The organism is Pseudomonas sp. PDM15, from assembly GCF_014851565.1.
Taxonomy (GTDB): Bacteria; Pseudomonadota; Gammaproteobacteria; order Pseudomonadales; family Pseudomonadaceae; genus Aquipseudomonas.
In genome coordinates this window covers 183039-202188 of record NZ_JACVAA010000004.1, presented here as the reverse complement: position 1 = coordinate 202188, position 19150 = coordinate 183039, and the positions used below count along the sequence as shown (strand labels likewise).

Genomic DNA, 19150 nt, shown 5'->3' with positions numbered 1-19150 from the left:
GCTCAGTGCTTCAGATAGCCGGTCTTGATCCGCTCCAGGCTGCCGTCCTCGCGCATCCCCTGTACCGCCGCGCCCAGGCGCTTCACCAGGTTCGGGTCGCAACGCCGCGAGCAGGCCAGATACTGGGTAGTGGAGCCGAGCAGCTCACTCTGCACTAGGTGCAGGCCGCCCTCCTGGTGCTGCAGCAGCTCGGCCTCCAGCACTGGGTTGTACCAGGCATCGACCCGCCCGGCGCGCACCATGTGCAGCGCCGAGGGCCCCTGGTTGACCTCGACAATCTGTGCCGGCACGAAGCCGCGGGCGAGCAGGATGCTGTGCCCGGCGGAGCCACGCGACACGGCGATGCTGCGCAGTCCGCGCGCTTCGGCGAAGGAGCCGAGCCTGCGCGCACGGGTGTAGAAGGCGCGCTCTACCTGCATGAGCTCGGCGATCCAGGTGAAGTCGGCCTCGCGCTCAGGCAGTCGCGCCAGGGGGATGATCAGGGTGTCCCGCAGCTCCGGCACCATGGCCAGGGCGCGCGGACTGGGCACCACCACCAGCTGGTAGGCATAGCCGGCACGCTGCAGAGCCTCGAGGGTGATGTCGCCGACTATGCCCTTGCGCTCGGGCTGGTTGATAGTGATCGGCGGTACCTCCATCAGGTACAGCGGCAGCTGTTCGGCCGCCTGACCCGTCATCGCCAGCGACGCTGCCAGAACGCCCCAGGCCGCTCGCCACACCGAGATTCGTCGCCAACATGCCATCCACTGCCCTCCATCCAAGCACTCAGTGTTGACCCGGCCATCGCGTCGCGCCAGCGCGGCGGCAGTCCTGCTGGTATCCTGCCGCCCCCGATCACCGCCCGCCGCCAAGCCTCCGATGCCGCACTGGAAACCCCACCTGCTTCGCCTGCTCGCCCTGCTGCAACGCTACCCCGGCCTGATCGCCGCGTTCGGCTTCTGCTCGGGTGTGGCCAGCTTCATCCTGGTCGATCGCCAGGCGGGCGTGGGCAAGGTGATCGCCGTGCTGATGCTGCTGAGCTGGGCCTGGCTGCTGCTGGAAGGCCTGCTGACCCGCAGCGCGGCGCGCTGGCTGGGCATCGAGGTGCCGCCACTGCTGCTGCGCTACCTGACCCAGCTGATCCACCAGGAAAGCCTGTTCTTTGCCCTGCCGTTCTTCTTCATCACAACCGCCTGGAACAGCGGCCAGGCGCTATTCACCGGCCTGCTCGGCGCGGCGGCGCTGCTGGCGATCATCGATCCGCTCTACTACAAGTGGCTGGCCGCGCGGCGCTGGCTGTACCTGAGCTTCCACAGCCTGGCGCTGTTCGCCGTGCTGCTGGTGGCGCTGCCGCTGATCGTTCACCTGACCACCGCCGAAAGCTACCGCCTGGCCCTGGGCATCGCGCTGGTGGTGACCCTGCCGAGCCTCGGCAGCAGCCTGCGCATCCAGCGTGGCTGGCGCTGGGCGACCCTGGCCGGCCTGGTCGCCGCCCTCGGCGCCGGCGCCTGGCTGGCGCGCCCCTGGGTACCGCCAGCGACCCTGTGGCTGACTCAGGTGGCAGTTACCGAACAGCTGCAGGAACGCAAACCCGGACGCAGCCTCGAGCAGGTTTCGGCCGCCCAGCTGCAGACCGCCGGGCTCTACGCCTACACCGCGATCAGCGCGCCGCGCGGGCTCAACGAGCGCATCTACCACGTGTGGAAACAAGACGGTGTGGAGATGGACCGCATCGCCCTGGATATTCACGGCGGGCGCAAGGCCGGCTACCGGGCCTGGACCCACAAGCGCAACTTCCCGGGTGAACCAGCCGGCGACTGGCAGGTGCAGGTGATGACCGAGACCGGCCAGCAGATCGGCGTGCTGCGCTTCCGCGTCGACTAGTCGCTAGCCAGCGCCGGGGCGCTGGGGCAAGCTGCGCCCAGGCACATCGCAAGGAACGCACCATGCTCAGAACCATCACCTGCCTGCTGCTGGCCCTGCTGCTGGGGGGCTGCAGCGACGATTCGCAACCCAGCGCGGCGGAGCGCCAGCTGCTGCTCACCGGCGCCGACTTCGGCTATGGCGAGGACGCCGGCTACTTCGGCAAGACCACCACCTACTGGACCCGCACCACCGACCTGAGCTACGACTCCGAGCCGCTCAGCGGCCTCTACCTGCACAGCACCGTGTCGCTTACCCCCAGCGCCGGAGAGGCGCTGATGGCCAGCTACAGCTCGCTGCAGGGCGCCGGCATCGCCCTGGGGTTGCTGGGTGAAGGGGTGACCGAGGAAGAGATCGAGCTGACCCGCAAGCTCGGCAGCCACGCCAAGCTGGTCCTGCTGCGCAAGGACGGCGAGCCGATCGGCAACATGTTCTCCGTCAGCATCGGCAAGAAAATACTGTTCACCGTGTTCACCGGCGGTCACTACTTCGACTCAGGCGCTGAGTTCGAGGCCTTTATCGCCCCCAAGCTGGCCGCCCTGGAGGCGCACCAGTACGACGACCCCATCGTTGGCTGGGGCAAGGGCCTGTTCGCCGACGAGGACGACGGCGAACAGGAAGTTCACTGAGCCGCTACAGCCGGAAGCGCTGCACCATGCCGTTCAGCTCGCTGGCCAGGCGCGCCAGCTGGTCGCTGGCCACCGAGGTTTCCTGGGCGCCGGTGGAGTTCTGCTCGGCGATGTCGCGGATCGCCACCAGGTTGCGGTCCACCTCACGCGCCACCTGAGCCTGTTCCTCAGCGGCGCTGGCGATCACCAGGTTCATCTCGTTGATCTGCCCGACCCGCTCGGCAATCAGCGCCAGCGCGCCGTCCGCCTGGCTGGCCATCTCGCTGCTGCGGCTGGCGTACTCGCTGCTGGCACCCATGGCGTCCACCGACTCCTGACTGGCGCTCTGGATCGCGCTGATCATCCGCTCGATCTCCTGGGTCGAACTCTGCGTGCGCTGGGCCAGCGCCCGCACCTCGTCGGCCACCACGGCGAAGCCACGACCCTGGTCGCCGGCCCGCGCCGCCTCGATGGCGGCGTTCAGTGCCAGCAGGTTGGTCTGCTCGGCGATGGTGCGGATCACCTCCAGCACCCGGCCGATGGCGATGGCCTCGTCGGCCAGGCGGGCGATGGTGCCCGAGGTGATCTGCAGGCGCTCGCTGAGCTGCTCGATGGTGCTGCGTGTGGTACTCACCTGCTGGCGCCCGGCCTGAGCGGTCTGCTCCGCCTCGCGAGAAGAGTCCGAGGTGTGGTTGGCGTTGCGCGCCACCTCGTCCACCGCCGCCGACATCTCGGTGACCGCGGTGGCGGCCATCTGAATCTCGTCGTTCTGCCGGTTGATGCCCTGGGCCGACTGCTCGGTAACCGCGTGCAGCTGCTCGGCCGCCGAAGCCAGCTGGGTAGCGGCGCCCTGGATGCCCTGCAGGGTATCGCGCAGGTTCTCCTGCATCAGCTTGAACGAGGCCTGCACCTCGGTGATCTCGTCACCACCGCTGCACTGCACCGGCTGGCTGAGATCGCCGGCAGCGTTGCGCGCCACCACCTCGCGCAGCTCGGTGAGACGCAGGTTGATGCCGCGGCTCATCATCCAGGCCTGCAAGCCGCCGCCGAGCAGCAGCAGCACCAGCAGCCCGGCGACCAGGTTGAAGTTGCGCTGGTACAACGCCAGGCCCTGTTCGTACTGTCGCTCCGACTCTTGCAGCTGCACCTCGATCAGCTTGCCGAACTGCTCGGACAGCGGATCGATATAGGGGTACAGCTCCTTGGCGGTGAACGCCGCGAGGGCCTCGCCGTCGTCGGCACGCAGGATCGCCTTGAGTCGTTGTATCGGCTCATGAGCCTTCTGCATCAGGGGCTGGATCTGCTCGATCAGACGCTTCTCGTCGTCGATCAGGTGGGTGGCCAGGTAGGCCTTCCAGATCTGCTGGATCTTGCCTTCCGCCTGCTCCACCTGACTGGCCGCCTCGGCGGCGGGGATACCGCCGTTGCGCGCCTTGTGGCTGGCATCGACTATGTTCACCGCGTAGAGATCGGCGATCACCTTAAGGTCGCGCAACGGCACCACACGATCCAGGTAAACGCTGTTGAGGCCGTCGAGTACGCCGCGCAAGCCGGTGAGGCCGGCGACGCCGATAACCAGGCTGCCCGCCATCATCAGGACGATGAGGACGAACAACCTTGTCCGAATGGTCCAATTCTTCATGGTAGGTCACCTACTGCAGACGCTATGCCTACCAGAACCATAGCCGCGTTTTGCCAGCATTGCCGGTCGACGCCATGCCCCGATAAGCATGGCGCCGACCGCTGGTCTCACGCCTCCAGCGCGGAAGCCGGTCCGAAGAACTCGTAGCGTGTCTGCGCCTCCGGCACGCCCAGCTCGCGCAGGTTGCGCTTGAGCGCGGCCATGAACGGCTTGGGCCCGAGGAAGTAGGCATCCAGGTCGCGCTCGGCCGGCAGCCAGGCCTTCAGGCGCTCCAGGGAGAGGCGGCCATGGGCGTCGGCGCCGTCGTCCGGGCGCGCTTCGTCGAAGCAGTAGAAGCGCTGCAGCTGCGGATGCGCCGCCGCCAGCTCATCCACCCGTGCGGCGAAGGCCTGCACCCCGGCATGCCGCGCGCAGTGGATGAAGCGGATCGGCCGGCCGCTGTGCACCGCCGCCTCCAGCATGGTCATCAGCGGGGTGATGCCGACGCCGGCGCTGATCAGCACCAGCGGCTTGCTCGAAGGGCTGAGGGTGAACTCGCCGGCCGGGATGAATAGCTCCAGCTCGTCGCCTTCGCCAACCCTGTCGTGCAGGTGGTTGGACACCCGGCCGCCCGGCTCGCGCTTGACGCTGATGCGGTACTCGCGGCCATCGGGACCGGCGGACAGCGAGTAGTTGCGGCGTACTTCCTCGCCCTCCAGCTCGAGGCGCAGGCCGATGTACTGGCCGGGGATGAAGTCGAGGATCGCGCCGCCGTCGACCGGCTGCAGGTGGAAGGAAGTGATCTCCTCGCTCTCGCGCACCTTGCGCGCCACGCGGAAGGCGCGGCCACCGCGCCAGCCGCCGGGGGCCCGCTCGCTGGCGGAGTAAACCTCTTCCTCGGCGCCGATCAGCAGGTCAGCCAGCTGGCCGTAGGCGGCGGCCCAGGCGGCGATCACTTCATCCGTGGCGATTTCGGCGCCGAGCACCTCGCGAATGGCGCGCAGCAGGCAGCTGCCGACGATCGGGTAGTGCTCGGGAAGGATCTGCAGCGACACGTGCTTCTGCACGATCTGCCCCACCAAAGGGCCGAGGGCCTGCAGGCGGTCGATGTGCTTGGCGTACATCAGCACGCCATTGGCCAGGGCCCGCGGCTGGTCGCCGCTGGCCTGGTGCGCCTGGTTGAACAGAGGGCGCACCTGCGGGTACTCGCTGAGCATCATGCGGTAGAAGTGGGTGGTCAGTGCCTCGCCGCCACTTTCCAGCAGGGGCACGGTGGCCTTGACGACAGCGATGTGTTCGTTGGACAACATAGGGGTATTCCTCTGCACGCAGGGTTTTTCTGCCGAGGAACTATCAGTATTCGTGCCAGATTTTTTATCTTTCTAAATCATATACTTAGTCATTTGAGTGTCGATAAGACAGCGGGTCATATCGACATCACGGAGTCATGATGACCACACATCCATTGCTGCAGGCTCTGCTACCGCTGGTCGACGACCTCAGCCGCGAACTGGCCGAGGACGAGCGCTATCGTCGCCTGCTCAGCGCCCTGCGCGCGCTGATTCCCTGCGACGCCACCGCGCTGCTGCGCCTGGACGGTGAGCAACTGATTCCGCTCGCGGTGGACGGCCTCAGCGCCGATACCCTGGGGCGGCGTTTCGCCCTGGCGGAGCACCCGCGCTTCGAGGTGCTGTTGGGTGATCGCCGGCCGACCCGCTTCGCCGCCGACAGTGACCTGCCCGACCCCTACGACGGCTTGGTCGAAGAGCACGTCGGCCACTTGGAGGTGCACGACTGCCTGGGCTGCCCGCTGTTCATCGACGACCGCCCCTGGGGCCTGATCACCCTCGACAGCATGGAGCCCGGCAGCTTTGCCCAAAGCGACCTGGACAACCTGGAAGCCTTTGCCCGCCTGGCCGCCGCCTCGGTGAAAGCCAATGATCGCCTGCTCAGCCTGACTCAGCGTGCCGAGGCCGAGCGCCAGCTGGCCGCGCGCTTCCGCGAGGTGGCCGGCCAGGCCGTGCACGCCGAGCTGATCGGTCAGAGCTCCGCGCACAAGCGCCTGCAGGCGGAGATCGACACGGTGGCCGGTAGCGACCTGACCGTGCTGATCGCCGGGGAGACCGGCGTCGGCAAGGAGCTGGTGGCCCAGGCCATCCACGGCCGCTCGGCGCGGGCGCGCAAGCCGCTGATCAGCATCAACTGCGCGGCGCTGCCGGACCAGTTGGTGGAGAGCGAGCTGTTCGGCCACGTGCGCGGTGCCTTCACCGGGGCCAGCGGCGAGCGCAGCGGCAAGTTCGAACTGGCCGACGGCGGCACCCTGTTCCTCGACGAGGTCGGCGAGCTGCCCCTGCCAGTGCAGGCCAAACTGCTGCGCGTGCTGCAGAGCGGCCAGCTGCAGCGCCTGGGTTCGGACCGCGAGCACCGGGTGGACGTGCGCATCCTCGCCGCCACCAACCGCGACCTGGCCGAGGAGGTGCGCGTCGGGCGCTTCCGTGCCGATCTCTACCACCGCCTCAGCGTCTACCCGCTGCAGGTGCCGCCGCTGCGCGAGCGCGGCCGCGACGTGCTGCTGCTGGCCGGGCACTTCCTCGAACAGAACCGCGCGCGCCTGCACCTGCGCGGCCTGCGCCTGGCCGGCGAGGCGCAGGCGGCGCTGCTCGGCCACGCCTGGCCGGGCAATGTGCGCGAGCTGGAGCACCTGCTCGGCCGCGCCGCACTCAAGGCCCTGGCGCGCCAGCCGGAACGCCCGCGCATCCTTACGCTCGAGGCCTGTGACCTGGATCTGACGCCGCAGGCGCAGGCGCCGGCCATGCCGGTGGTCGCCGCTCAGACAGACAATGGAGCAGGGCAGGAAGTGGTGGGCGATCTGCGCCTGGCGGTGGATGCCTACCAGCGCCAGCTGATCCAGGCGTCCCTGCGCCGCCAGCAGGACAACTGGGCGGCCGCCGCCCGCGAGCTGGGCGTGGATCGCGCCAACCTGCATCGCCTGGCGACGCGCCTGGGTCTGAAGTAGCCGCCATCTATAGGCGGAAGCGCTGCACCATGCCGTTCAAGGTGCTGGCCAGGCGCGCCAGTTCGTCACTGGCCACAGAGGTCTGGTGGGCGCCGGTGGCGTTCTGCGCGGCGATGTCGCGGATCGCCACCAGGTTGCGGTCTACCTCGCGCGCCACCTGGGCCTGTTCCTCGGCGGCGCTGGCGATCACCAGGTTCATTTCGTTGATCTGGCTGACGCGCTGGGCGATCAGCTCCAGGGCGCTGTCGGCCTCGCTGGCCATCTCGCTGCTGCGGCTGGCGTACTCGCTGCTGGCGCCCATGGCGTCCACCGACTCACGGCTGGCGCTCTGGATCGCGCTGATCATCCGCTCGATCTCCTGGGTCGAGGTTTGCGTGCGCTGGGCCAGCGCGCGTACCTCGTCGGCCACCACGGCGAAGCCACGACCCTGGTCACCTGCCCGCGCCGCCTCGATGGCGGCGTTCAGTGCCAGCAGGTTGGTCTGCTCGGCGATGGTGCGGATCACTTCCAGCACGCGGCCGATGGCAATGGCCTCGTCGGCCAGGCGGGCGATGGTGGCAGAGGTGTTTTCCAGTCGCGCACTCAGCTGCTCGATGGTGCTGCGCGTGGTGCTCACCTGCTGGCGCCCGGCCTGAGCGGTCTGCTCCGCCTCGCGGGAGGAATCCGAGGTGTGGTTGGCGTTGCGCGCCACCTCGTCCACCGCCGCCGACATCTCGGTCACCGCCGTAGCCGCCATCTCGATCTCGTCGTTTTGCCGGGTGATGCCCTTGGCCGAATCCTCGGTCACCGCATGCAGCTGCTCCGCCGCCGAGGCCAACTGGGTAGCCGAGCCCTGGATACCCTGCAGCGTCTCGCGCAGGGTGTTCTGCATGCCACCAAGCGAACGCTGCACACGGGTCACTTCGTCGGCGCCTTCGGCATGCACCGGCTGGGTCAGGTCGCCGCCGGCGATGCGCTGGGCCGATTCGGCCAGCTGGGCCAGCGGCTGGGTGATGCTGCGGCTGAGCAGCCAGGCGGCCAGCATGGTGAACAGCACGCTCGCGGCGAGGATTGCACTGAAGATCCAAGTGGCGTTGTGGGCGTTCTTCTCGGCCCGTGCACCGGCGTCAGCGGCGCCCTGATTGTTGAGATCGATCAGCGCATTGAGCGCGGCCATCAGCTCGTTGAAGCGCAAGTCGGACTCTTGCGCCGCGGTCTGATCCAGTTGGCCGGCGCGCACGCTCTCTACCACCTTGCTCAGGGATGCCTCGTAGGCCAGGCTTTTGGCGTGGTAGATGTCGTACAGGCGGCGGTCTTCATCGAGGATGATGGTGTCCTCGTAGGCCTTGTCGTAGCCGGCGACGCGCTCGCGCATCGCGCTGGCTTCGCCGCTCAGCGCCTCGTCCTGCTCGGGATGGAGGATCAGCTCGTACTCGGTCAGGCGCAGCGACTGGCGCTCGGACTTGATCTTGGCCATCAGGTCGAGGCCGAGCATCCACACGTCCTTGACCTCCAGCAGGTCGCTGCGCAGGCTGGACAACTGGCCGAGGGCGACCCCGCCGGTGATTAACAGACTCAGGGTCAGCGCCCCGAAACCGATCAAATTACGCAATCCAACACTGACTGAGCGCAGAACCATGGCGGACTCCGAAGCCGAACGAGTGCCTTGAGTCTAGCGCCCGACCATCACCCAGCAAGCCAAGCCGCACGCGGCCTGGGGCTCAGCCGAAGAACCAGTAGCAGATCAGGATCGAGGCGATCACCCCGACCAGGTCGGCGAACAGGGCGCAGCCCACCGCGTGACGGGCGCGCTGGATGCCGACCGAGCCGAAGTACACGGCCAGCACATAGAAGGTGGTCTCGGTGCTGCCCTGCATGGTCGCCGCGATCAGCGCCGGGAAGCTGTCCACGCCCTGGGTCTGCATGGTTTCGATCAGCATGGCCCGCGCTGCGCTGCCGGAGAACGGCTTGACCAGGCCGGTGGGCAGCGCCTCGACGAAACGGCTGTCCCAGCCCAGGCCCTCGACGCACCAGCGGATGCCGTCGAGCAGCACGTCCAGCGCCCCCGAAGCGCGCAGCACGCCGACCGCGCAGAGCATGGCGACCAGGTAGGGCAGCAGGTTCTTGGCCACCTCGAAACCTTCCTTGGCGCCCTCGACGAAGCTCTCGTACACCGGCACCCGTTTCAGTGCGCCAAGCAGCAGGAAGCACAGGATCAGGCCGAACAGGGTGAGGTTGCCGAGCAGCGACGACAGCGCGGTCAGCGCCGTGGCGGAGAGGCCGGCGAGGATCGCCATGAAGCCGCCGATCAGCAGCGCGGCACCACCGAACCAGGCCAGCAGCACCGGGTCCCACAGCCGCAGGCGCTGCATCACGCCTACCGCCAGCAGGGCGCTGAGGGTGGACACGGCGTTAGCCAGGAGGATCGGCAGGAACACCAGGGCCGGGTCTTCGGCGCCCTGTTGCGCGCGGTACATGAAGATCGACACCGGCAGCAAGACGAACGACGAGGCGTTCATCACCATGAACAGCACCTGGGCATTGGTCGCCGAGGTGGGGTTGGGGTTGAGCTCCTGCAGCGCCTTCATCGCCCGCAGGCCGATGGGCGTGGCGGCGTTGTCCAGGCCCAGGCCGTTGGCGGTGAAGCTGAGGGTGACCAGGCCGAGCGAGTGATGGCCGCGCGGCACATCCGGCATCAGCCGGGCAAACAGCGGGCCGAGCAGGCGCGCCAGCACCTCGACCAGCCCGGCCTTCTCGGCGATGCGCAGAAAGCCCAGCCACAGCGTGAGTGTACCGAACAGCAGGATCATCACATCGACGGAGGTCTTGGCCATGGTGAACAGGCTTTCCACCATGGACGCCCACACCGTGGCGTCCCCGCCGATCCAGCGCACCAGGGCGGCCAGCGCGGCCACCACGAAAAACCCCAGCCACAGGCCGTTGAGCATGCTTCATCTCCCCACAGGTGCAGGGATGATAGCGCGCCCGCCCCCCCGTCAGGCCAGCGCCTGCCGGGCTTTGTTACAGACACGCGCCAGCGCCGGGTGCTCGGGCCACCCGGCGCTGGCGATCACATCACGGGCGCGGTCGGCGGCCGAGGATGAAGGACAGGATGAACATCACCAGGAAGACCAGGAACAGAATCTTGGCGATTCCCGCTGCGGTACCAGCGATTCCGCCAAAGCCCAGTACGCCCGCGATGATGGCGACGATCAGGAAGGTGATGGACCAACTAAGCATGATGTTTCTCCTTGGTGGGACCCCGCCGCAAGGCACGGATCGTAAGCGGCTGTGCTGCGACCACAATGGTCCGCGGCGTGGCCGTTAATCTTCAGAACACCCAGCGCTGGCGCTGGTTCAGCTGTAATTCGGAATGCCGTACGGTGGGCAGGTCCGCCGCCACTTGGCGGATTTGCGGTTCGGCGGGCGGAGTCTGCGCCTGGCCAGCCTGGCCGGTGGCTACGCCGAGGGCGAACAGAATGGCGGCCCGAGCGAGTAGATCGAGGTTGCTGCGAAGCGATGGCGAGCGGAGAACATTCATCCTGGTTCCTCCTGACGAGCTCACAGAGAGCTCTTCAATTCCTGCATCCGCGCATGACAGGCGCGTATCTGGGGCAGTTCACGATCCAACAGCTGTTGCAATTGCGGCGTGGCTTCTGCGCGGGCTTCGGCAAAGGCCCGCAGGATGCGGTCCTCGGCGTCGGCCAGCTGGGCCACGTAAATGGCGTCTTCGTTGCGGGAGAACCTGGCGCGGGTGTCGACGTACAAGCGTTGCAGCGCACCGAGTAAAGTGCCGCCACGTGCCGGCTCCTCGTCCTGCGCGGCAGCGGCCAGGGCCAATGCCTCGACCAACTGCTGCTTGGCCCGGGCCAGTTCGCCGAACAGATTGCGCAGGCTTGGCTCACCAACTTCCTGCGCCGCATGCCGGTAGAACTGTTCGCCGTCGCGAGTGATCTCAATCAGCTCGTTGAGGTGGGCCGTTTCGCTGGACATGGACTTTCTCCCTTCTGCGCGTCGGCTCACGAAACAGGGATTCGCCGACCGCTCCTGCGACTGATATCGCAAGCCTCGTGCCAGTCTTTTTAAAGGTATATTTGCTATTAATTTCAACAACTTATGCAACAAACCAGGGAGCTTTCACCTTGCAATCTGCAAGTAAGCCTTGCCACAGCCGTGCAACTTGCACGACTTTTCCTGGCCTAAGCTGAGCTACCGCCTTGGAGAACCTCATGGATACAACTGGACAGAACAGCGGCCGCATCCTGCTGGTGGATGACGAAGCAGCCATCCTGCGCACGTTTCGCTACTGCCTGGAGGACGAGGGCTATCAGGTAGCCACCGCCAGCAGCGCGACTCAGGCGGACGCTCTGCTGCAGCGCCAGGTCTTCGACCTGTGCTTCCTCGACCTGCGCCTGGGCGAGGACAACGGCCTGGAAGTGCTGGAGCGCATGCGCATCCAGGTGCCATGGATGCGCGTCGTGGTAGTCACCGCCCATTCCGAGGTGGACGTGGCGGTAGACGCCATGCAGGCCGGCGCCGCCGATTACCTGGTAAAACCCTGCAGCCCCGACCAGCTGCGCCTGGCCGCCAGCCAGCAGCTGGAAGTGCGCCAGCTGGCGGCACGCCTGGAAGCGCTGGAAGGCGAGGCGCGGCGCAATCAGGGTCAGCTGGACTCGCACAGCCCGGCGCTGAAAGCCGTGCTGGAGACTGCGCGCCAGGTAGCCGATACCGACGCCAACGTGCTGATCCTCGGCGAATCCGGCACCGGCAAGGGCGAAGTGGCGCGCCTGATCCACAGCAACAGCCGCCGCGCGAAGAAGCCCTTCGTCACCATCAACTGCCCGTCGCTGACCGCCGAGCTGATGGAGAGCGAGCTGTTCGGCCACAGCCGCGGCGCCTTCACCGGCGCCAGCGAGAGCACCCTGGGCCGGGTCAACCAGGCCGATGGCGGCACGCTGTTCCTCGACGAGATCGGCGACTTCCCGCTGCCGCTGCAATCCAAGCTGCTGCGCTTCATCCAGGACAAGGAATACGAGCGGGTCGGCGACCCGGTGACCCGCCAGGCCGATGTGCGCATCCTCGCCGCTACCAACCTGGACCTGGCCGAGATGGTCCGCGCCGGCACCTTCCGCGAGGACCTGCTGTACCGCCTCAACGTCATCACCCTGACCCTGCCGCCCCTGCGTGAGCGCGCCGAGGACACCCTGACCCTGGCCGAGGGCTTCCTCGCCCGCTTCGTCAAGGATTACGCGCGCCCTGCCCGCGGTTTCAGCGAGGCCTCGGTGAACGCCCTGCGCAGCTACAACTGGCCAGGCAACGTGCGCGAGCTGCGCAACGTGATCGAGCGGGCCAGCATCATCTGTCCTGGCGAGTGGGTGGAGCCCAGCCACCTCGGTCTGGATACCCGCGACGATGGCGGCGTGGCGCGCGTCGGCTCGGACATGACCCTGGAGAACCTGGAGAAAGCCCATATCGCCGCCGTGCTGGGTAATAGCCCGACGCTGGAACAGGCCGCCACCACCCTCGGCATCGACGTCTCCACCCTGTACCGCAAGCGTAAGCAATACGGCCTATGAAGCTGCGCAACCAGCTATTCCTCAGCATCAGCGCGCTGATCACCCTGGCCCTGCTCGGGCTGCTGCTAGGCATGCTCAGCGTGCTGATGCTGGCGCGCGCGCAGAGCGAGGCGATGGATCGCAACCTGCAGATGCTCGACGCCGGCCTGGCCATGCGCCAGGAACTGGGTGCCCAGCTGGTATTGATCCTGCGCGACAAGCTTGACCAGCAGGCGCTGGCGGACTCCTCCAGACGCTTCCATCGGGCGCTGACCAGCGCCGGGGAAGGCGCCCTGGACGACGCCGACCGACAAGCCCTGCAGGAGATCGAGCGTGCCTACGCGAACTTCGAGAAGCGCCTGCACGATCCCCATGAAGTGCGCAGCCACCTGCTCGACGACGACAGCTTCCTGCTGGTGCTGGAGGCCGTGCGCAACCGTCTGATGGCGACCCAGGCACGCTATGTGGAGGCGGTGGAGCTGGCTCAGGAAGAGTCGCGTCAGCACGCCTGGATGATCACCGCGCTGCTCGGCCTGATCGGCGTGGCCCTGCTGCTGATCGGCTTCATCACCGCCCACAGCATCGCCCGGCGCTTCGGCCGACCGATCGAGGCCCTGACCGAGGCCGCCGACCAGATCGGCCTGGGCAATTTCCAGGTCACTCTGCCGATCACCCGCGAGGTCGAGCTGGCCTCGCTGACCCGTCGCTTCGGCTTCATGGCCGAGGCGCTGAGCCAGTTCCGCGCCAGCAACGTGGCCGCCCTGCTGGCCGGGCAACGGCGCCTGCAGGCGGTGCTCGACGGCATCGATGACGGCCTGCTGATCCTCGACCGCGAGGGTCATCTGGAACACGGCAACCCGGTGGCGCAGAACCAGCTCGGCTGGGAGGAGCTGCCATTGGGCCAGCACCTCAGCCAGCTGCTGCCGCAACCGGCATTGCAGGCGCAGCTGGAGCAGGCCCTGGAAGGCCAGCATCCGTCGCGCCACGGCGAGGACCTGCAGATCGGCGAGCGCCTGTTCAGCTACAGCCTGACATCGGTCAGCGACGACAGCGGAACGATCATCGCCGCGGTGATGGTGCTGCACGACGTGACCCGCCTGCGCGCCTTCGAACGGGTGCGCAGCGAGTTCGTCCTGCGCGCCTCCCACGAGCTGCGCACCCCGGTCACCGGCATGCACATGGCCTTCGAGCTGTTGCGCGAACGCCTGCATTTCAAGCCCGACAGCCGCGAGGCAGACCTGCTGCACACGGTGGGCGAGGAGATGCACCGCCTGCTGCGGCTGATCGACGACCTGCTCAATTTCTCCCGCTACCAGAGCGGCCTGCAGAAGCTCGAGCTGCAACCCTGCAACCCCGCCGAGCTGCTGGAGAAGGCCGCGCGACGCTTCGCCCACAAGGCGGAGGAGCAGCAGGTGGAACTGCGCGTGGAGCTGGCCGAGGACCTGCCGCAGCTGCAGCTGGACTGCATGCAGCTGGACCGGGTGATGGACAACCTGATCGGCAACGCCCTGCGCCATTGCCACCCGGGCGGGCTGATCGTGCTGCAGGCGCGCTGCCAGGGAGATCGCCTGTTCATCAGCGTCGAGGACGATGGCGAGGGTATTCCCCAGGGCCAGCAGGCGCGCATCTTCGAGCCCTTCGTCCAGGTCGGCCGGCGCAAGGGCGGTGCCGGGCTGGGTCTGGCCCTGTGCCAGGAAATCGTCCAGCTGCACGGCGGGCGCATCGGGGTGAAATCGCAGCCCGGGCAGGGCGCGCGCTTCTACATGGCCTTGCCGTTGTAACGGCGTGCTGCGTTGCCGCAGGGAAGCGGCGCGCCGGCCTACGAATAAGTTCTAAGCAGTCAGGCGAGAGTCACAAATCCATACTAGGATTGCTGCCAACCGTCCCGCTTAGGAGTGTCAAGGATGCATCGTTCCAGCCTGCTGTCCCTCGGCTTGATCGCCGGTCTGCTGCTTGCCGGTTGCGCCAGCAAGACCACCCAGCCTTCCCAGTATTCCGGTTTCCTCTCCGATTATTCGCAGCTGCAGCCGGCCACCTCGGCCAGCGGCGCCCCGGTGCTGCGCTGGGTCTCGCCGGATTACAACGCCGGCAACTACCGCTCTGTGTACATCGAGAAGCCAGTGTTCCACCCCGAGCCCAAGCCCAGCGACGAGGTCAGCCAGGCCACTCTCGACCAGATCACCGGTTACCTGCAGCAGGCCATGCGCCGCGAGCTGTCCAGCCGCATGACCGTGGTCGACCAGCCCGACACCGACAGCCTGGTGTTGCGCAGCGCCATCACCGGGGTGAGCACTTCGGCCGAAGGCCTGAAGTTCTACGAGGTGATCCCGATCGCCCTGGTCGCCGCCGCCGCCAGCACTGCCGCCGGCACCCGCGACCGCAACACCGATATCTACGTCGAGCTGGAGGCGCTCGATGCCCGCACCAGCCAGCCGATGGTCCGGGTAGTGCGCAAGGGCCACGGCCTGCAGTTGGAAAACAGCAGCACCCAGCTGACCCTGGATGATCTCAAGCCGGCGCTGGATGTCTGGGCCCGCGACGCCCGCGCCTTCCGCCCCTGATATAACGGGCCATGCGGCCCGCTGATGGCGATTGACCGCTGCGGCCAGCCCCTCCAGGCTGGCCGCAGTCATTTGCGGAGATCGCCATGTCCAGCATCAACCCCAGCCGCGAGCAACTGGCCGCCTTCGCCGCCGACATGCCCGCGGACCAGCCGATCCTCATGCTCAACCTGCTGCGTTACCACGCCGACGCCCGCTACCCCGCGGACAGCCCGCATGCACCCTGCAGCGGCCGCGAGGCCTATGCGCGCTACAGCCGCACAGCGCTGACCAAGGTGCGTGGCGTGGGTGGCAACGTGCAGCTGCTGGCCCAGGCCAGGGCGGCGCTGATCGCACCGGCCGGCGAGCAGTGGGACGAGGTGCTGCTGGTGCGCTATCCCTCACCCCGGGCTTTTCTCGGCATGCTCGACGATGCCGAGTACCAGGCCGCCACCGTGCACCGCACGGCGGCCCTGGCCGACTCGCGGCTGATCGGCTGCATGGCGCCGCCGGCCTAGCCGGACTGACGCTCCAGCAACCGGCGGAACTGCCGGGCCGTCAGCGGCTTGGCGAACAGCCAGCCTTGCCCGCACTGGGCGCCCTGGGCGGCGAGGAACAGCGCCTGGGCCTCGTGCTCGATGCCTTCGGCCACTACCTTGAGCTGTAATGCGGCGGCCATCTGGATGATGTGCGGCGCCACCCCGCTGCTGGCCGCGTCATGGCCGAGGGCGTCGACGAACGACTTGTCGATCTTCAGCACGTCGGCCGGCAGCTCCTGCAGGTAGGCCAGGCTGGAATAGCCGGTGCCGAAGTCGTCGATCAGCACCCGATGGCCACTCTCGCGCAGTTGCGCCAGCACGCCCTTGGCCGCCTGGATATCGGCCAGGCCGGACTCGGTGACCTCGAAGGCGATCTGCCCCGCCGCGACCCGGTGCTGCAGCAGCAGGCGGGCGGCCAGCACGCTGATGCGCGGTTCGGCGATGTCGCAGGCGGCCAGGTTGATCGAGATGTACAACCCCGGCTGCTGGCGCAGCAGGTCGCCGAGCTGCACCAGCACCTGCTCCAGCATGTAGTCGGTGATCTCGCGGATCTGCCCGCTGCTCTCGGCCATGGGAATGAAGTGGTCAGGGCCGAGCAGCTTGCCGTCGGCCCGGCGCCAGCGCACCAGGGCCTCAGCTCCGACGCAGCGGCGGCTCTCCAGATCGAAGATCGGCTGGTAGCGCACGCGCAGCGCGCGCCGGCGCAGGGCCGAGGTCAGCGAGCCACCAAGGGACTGCCGGTAACTGACCAGGTGATAGGTGGTCAGGCCAGCGAGCAGGGCCAGCAGCAGAGCCACCGGTAGCCAGCCGAACAGGCCCTCGCGCAGGCGCTGCTGGAGCAGGCTTCGGTCAGCGAACAGCACCAGGTCGAAGTCCGGGCTGTTGGTCGGCATGCGGTAGATCAGCTGGCTCGGCGTCAGCTGCAATTCCTGGCCCTCCGGCCATTGCGTGGCCGGCGGCCAGAGCTGCGCCGCGCCGAGGATCGGCAGAGCCTTGGCACCATTGCGCGGCACGATCATCAGGCTGCCACCGGCCGGCAGTTCGACCATGTCGGCCAGGTGCCCGCGCGAGGTGGACAGGCGGAAATAGCCGCGGCCGACCACCAGCGCGGCCAGGTCGTCGTCGGGCTGGGCGGTGGTGTTCAGCCAGTAGCGCTGGCGCTCGCCCTCCAGATCCGGCGCCCGCTCCGGCCCCAGCGAGCTGCGCCGCGGCGAAGAGGAGCAGCGCTGGTCGCCGCCGATAAAGGCCGCCTCGTAGACGAAGCGGTGCTGGAACACCACGCGGCGCAGGGTCTCCACCATGGCCAGGTCGCAACCGCGCAGGGGCTGCTGCTCCAGCTCGTCGAGGGCGGCGCCGAGCTGGCCGAAGATCTGCTCGATGCGCTGCAGAAAACGCTGGCCCTGCACCTGCAGGCGCTCGGCCTCGGCGCGCTGGGCCTGGTTGTTGGCCAGCCACAGGCCGGCCATGCCGAACAGCAGGACGCCGAGGCAGGTTGCCAATAGCGCCGCCGGCCAGGGGCGGAAGAGCAGGCGGCGCAGGCTGAGGGACATGGGCTGGGGCTCCGCTGGGAACCCTTCAGGTATAGCGCAGCGGCTGCGCCTGGCGCGGCTTCGCTGGCTTGTGCGCAGCGCACGCGACAGACGGCGTACGCCGCTCTCAGAACCTATTCACGATCTCGCGAGCTAGAGAAAAACAAGGCAAAAGCGGCTGAGGAACGGACTGGGCCCGCACTCGGGTTTACAGACGGTAAATGAGCATGACTCGCTCCGCTCGCCCTCCGGGCCGCGCTAAAGCGCGTTAGCAGCAAGCTGCTTTCCGAAGCCGCTTTTAACGCAGTTTTTCCGACGCGCAGCAGATCGTGGAAGGTTCTCAGCGCTGGTTGAGCACTTGCAGGATGGCCGCGCTCTCGGCATCCGCCTCGCCGTCATAGCGGGCCGGGCGGTACTTCATCTGGAAGGCGATCAGCACGTTGCGGGTGGCCGTATCGAGCAGGCCGGTGCGTGGCACCTGGTAGCCAAGCTCATGCAGCTGCGCCTGGAACCAGAAGATATCGGGCAGCGCGGCGGTGAAGCGCGCCTGCTCGCGGGCCACGGCGGCGGCTTCCGGCCAGCGGATCAGGCCGGCATCGGCCAGGCGCTTCCAGGGGAACAGCGGGCCCGGGTCAACCTTGCGCTGGGGGGCGATGTCGCTGTGGCCGATGATGCTGTCGATCGGCAGGTCGTGGCGCTTGACCAGATCCTTGAGCAGGGCGATCAGCGCCTGGATCTGCGCCTCGCCGTAGGGCTGCCAGTAACGCCCGGCCGGGCCCTGGTAGTAGCCCTGGTTGACCAGCTCGATGCCGATGGTGCTGGCGTTGAGCCAGGTGCGCCCTTGCCATTGGCTGTCGCCGGCATGCCAGGCGCGGCGATCTTCGTCGACCAGGCGATAGACCTTGGCGGCGCCATCGTCGATCAGGTAATGGGCGCTGACTTCGCCCTGGGTCAGCAGCGCCAGCGAACGCGCCAGGTCGGTGGAGGTGTAGTGCAGCACGATGTACTGCACGCGGCTGCTCTGGCCCTGGGCACGCAGGCTGTCGTCAATCTGCGGGCCGCTGGCGCAGCCGGCGAGGAGCAGGGCGAACAGGGCGAGGGCGGCGAGTCTCATCGGGGTCGGCACGGCAGGTCGGGGCGGCAGTGTACCTCAGGGGGCGATGTGCAGAACGCTCTGCAGGTTGTCCAGCAACATGTCGACACTAAGCATGATCAGCAGCATGCCGGTCAGGCGCTCCACCGCGGTGAGGCCACGGGGGCCGAGGAACTTCTGCAGCCAGGAGGCCTGCAGCAGGATGCTGGCGGTGGCCAGCCAGGCCAGGCCGACGGCCAGGTACAGCTCCCATAGCGGCCCCTCGTAGGTGCTGCGCAGGGTCATCAGCACGGCCAGGGCCGAGGGCCCGGCCACCGCCGGCGTGGCCAGCGGCACCAGCAGCGGTTCGCCGTCCGGCAGATCGCCCAGCACGCCCTCGGGACGCGGGAAGATCAGGCGCATGGCGATGACGAACAGGATGATGCCGCCGGCGATGGCGGTGGCCTCGCGCGACAGGCCCAGGCCGCTGAGGATCTTGTCACCGAAGGTGAGGAACACCATCAGCAGCACCAGGGCCAGCAGCAGCTCGCGCAGGGCCACGCGCATGCGTCGCTCGGGAGCCACGTTCTTCAGCGCGGCGAGATAGATGGCGATATTGCCGAACGGATCGGTGACCAGAAAGATCAGCACGGCGATGCCGAAAATGTCCATGTAGCGCTCCTCGGGGAATGCTCACAGTTTATCCGCCACCGTCCCGCTCGTCTGCGCGCCCAGAAAACGTGATATTCGTCACAATCGCTCGACACTTCGGACTCAGGGAAGCGGTGC

The 19150-nt window shown here is 67.6% G+C and carries 17 protein-coding genes and 2 pseudogenes; 7 read left to right on the top strand and 12 right to left on the bottom strand.

Annotation, left to right across the window (positions count from 1 at the left end):
- Positions 1–2: 2 nt before the first annotated feature.
- Positions 3–743 carry a substrate-binding periplasmic protein gene (locus tag IB232_RS12415; RefSeq protein ID WP_192398941.1) on the bottom strand — a complete coding sequence of 247 codons (741 nt, stop codon included), beginning with the start codon at positions 741–743 and terminating at the stop codon, positions 3–5.
- Between the two features lie 115 nt (positions 744–858).
- Between IB232_RS12415 and IB232_RS12410 the strand changes: the two genes are divergently transcribed.
- Positions 859–1863: a DUF5924 family protein gene (locus IB232_RS12410; RefSeq protein ID WP_192398940.1), complete on the top strand. Its 1005-nt coding sequence runs from the start codon at positions 859–861 to the stop codon at positions 1861–1863.
- Between the two features lie 62 nt (positions 1864–1925).
- Positions 1926–2531 (top strand): hypothetical protein, encoded by a 606-nt coding sequence (locus IB232_RS12405; protein WP_192398939.1) that lies wholly within the window; start codon positions 1926–1928, stop codon positions 2529–2531.
- 4 nt (positions 2532–2535) lie between these two features.
- Here the strand turns inward: IB232_RS12405 and IB232_RS12400 are convergent, their stop codons facing one another.
- Both IB232_RS12400 and hmpA read right to left on the bottom strand, forming a co-directional pair.
- Positions 2536–4152, bottom strand: a complete 1617-nt coding sequence (locus IB232_RS12400; RefSeq protein WP_192398938.1) for a methyl-accepting chemotaxis protein — start codon at positions 4150–4152, stop codon at positions 2536–2538.
- A 107-nt stretch (positions 4153–4259) separates the two neighbouring features.
- A complete protein-coding gene (gene hmpA / locus IB232_RS12395; RefSeq protein WP_192398937.1) occupies positions 4260–5441 on the bottom strand; it encodes an NO-inducible flavohemoprotein in 1182 nt (393 codons plus the stop codon).
- 140 nt (positions 5442–5581) lie between these two features.
- Here hmpA and norR point away from each other — a divergent pair, with 140 nt between their 5' ends.
- Entirely contained in the window at positions 5582–7147 is a 1566-nt protein-coding gene (gene norR / locus IB232_RS12390) for a nitric oxide reductase transcriptional regulator NorR (protein WP_192398936.1), read from the top strand.
- 7 nt (positions 7148–7154) lie between these two features.
- Here the strand turns inward: norR and IB232_RS23945 are convergent.
- The 6 genes and pseudogenes from IB232_RS23945 to IB232_RS12365 form a co-directional block, all read right to left on the bottom strand.
- A pseudogene (locus tag IB232_RS23945) lies at positions 7155–8153 on the bottom strand (methyl-accepting chemotaxis protein); the annotation flags it as partial.
- 87 nt (positions 8154–8240) lie between these two features.
- Positions 8241–8765: pseudogene (locus IB232_RS23940) on the bottom strand (MCP four helix bundle domain-containing protein); the annotation flags it as partial.
- An 82-nt stretch (positions 8766–8847) separates the two neighbouring features.
- The gene (locus IB232_RS12380; RefSeq protein ID WP_192398935.1) at positions 8848–10074 is read right to left on the bottom strand and encodes a nucleoside recognition domain-containing protein; all 1227 of its coding nucleotides are present in this window, start codon (positions 10072–10074) and stop codon (positions 8848–8850) included.
- A gap of 127 nt (positions 10075–10201) precedes the next feature.
- Positions 10202–10366, bottom strand: a complete 165-nt coding sequence (locus tag IB232_RS12375) for a DUF1328 domain-containing protein (RefSeq protein ID WP_137973827.1) — start codon at positions 10364–10366, stop codon at positions 10202–10204.
- Positions 10367–10457: 91 nt separating this feature from the next.
- Positions 10458–10667, bottom strand: a complete 210-nt coding sequence (locus IB232_RS12370) for a hypothetical protein (protein ID WP_192398934.1) — start codon at positions 10665–10667, stop codon at positions 10458–10460.
- A 20-nt stretch (positions 10668–10687) separates the two neighbouring features.
- Positions 10688–11119, bottom strand: a complete 432-nt coding sequence (locus IB232_RS12365) for a PA2169 family four-helix-bundle protein (RefSeq protein WP_192398933.1) — start codon at positions 11117–11119, stop codon at positions 10688–10690.
- Positions 11120–11355: 236 nt separating this feature from the next.
- Here IB232_RS12365 and algB point away from each other — a divergent pair, with 236 nt between their 5' ends.
- From algB to IB232_RS12345, 4 genes are all read left to right on the top strand, one after another.
- Positions 11356–12702, top strand: a complete 1347-nt coding sequence (algB, locus tag IB232_RS12360) for a sigma-54-dependent response regulator transcription factor AlgB (RefSeq protein ID WP_192398932.1) — start codon at positions 11356–11358, stop codon at positions 12700–12702.
- Positions 12699–14462, top strand: coding sequence for an ATP-binding protein (locus tag IB232_RS12355; RefSeq protein ID WP_192398931.1), 1764 nt, complete (start codon positions 12699–12701; stop codon positions 14460–14462). The genes algB and IB232_RS12355 overlap by 4 nt, the downstream gene beginning before the upstream one ends.
- A gap of 123 nt (positions 14463–14585) precedes the next feature.
- Entirely contained in the window at positions 14586–15242 is a 657-nt protein-coding gene (locus IB232_RS12350) for a DUF3313 domain-containing protein (protein ID WP_192398930.1), read from the top strand.
- 86 nt (positions 15243–15328) lie between these two features.
- A complete protein-coding gene (locus IB232_RS12345) occupies positions 15329–15739 on the top strand; it encodes a DUF1330 domain-containing protein (protein WP_192398929.1) in 411 nt (136 codons plus the stop codon).
- Here IB232_RS12345 and IB232_RS12340 read toward each other — a convergent pair.
- The 3 genes from IB232_RS12340 to IB232_RS12330 all read right to left on the bottom strand — a co-directional run bounded on the left by IB232_RS12340 (position 15736) and on the right by IB232_RS12330 (position 19033).
- Entirely contained in the window at positions 15736–17310 is a 1575-nt protein-coding gene (locus IB232_RS12340) for an EAL domain-containing protein (RefSeq protein ID WP_192398928.1), read from the bottom strand. The two genes, IB232_RS12345 and IB232_RS12340, sit on opposite strands and share 4 nt — an antisense overlap.
- A gap of 319 nt (positions 17311–17629) precedes the next feature.
- Entirely contained in the window at positions 17630–18403 is a 774-nt protein-coding gene (locus IB232_RS12335) for an N-acetylmuramoyl-L-alanine amidase (protein WP_192398927.1), read from the bottom strand.
- Positions 18404–18439: 36 nt separating this feature from the next.
- Positions 18440–19033: a MarC family protein gene (locus tag IB232_RS12330; protein ID WP_137973836.1), complete on the bottom strand. Its 594-nt coding sequence runs from the start codon at positions 19031–19033 to the stop codon at positions 18440–18442.
- Positions 19034–19150: the final 117 nt, after the last annotated feature.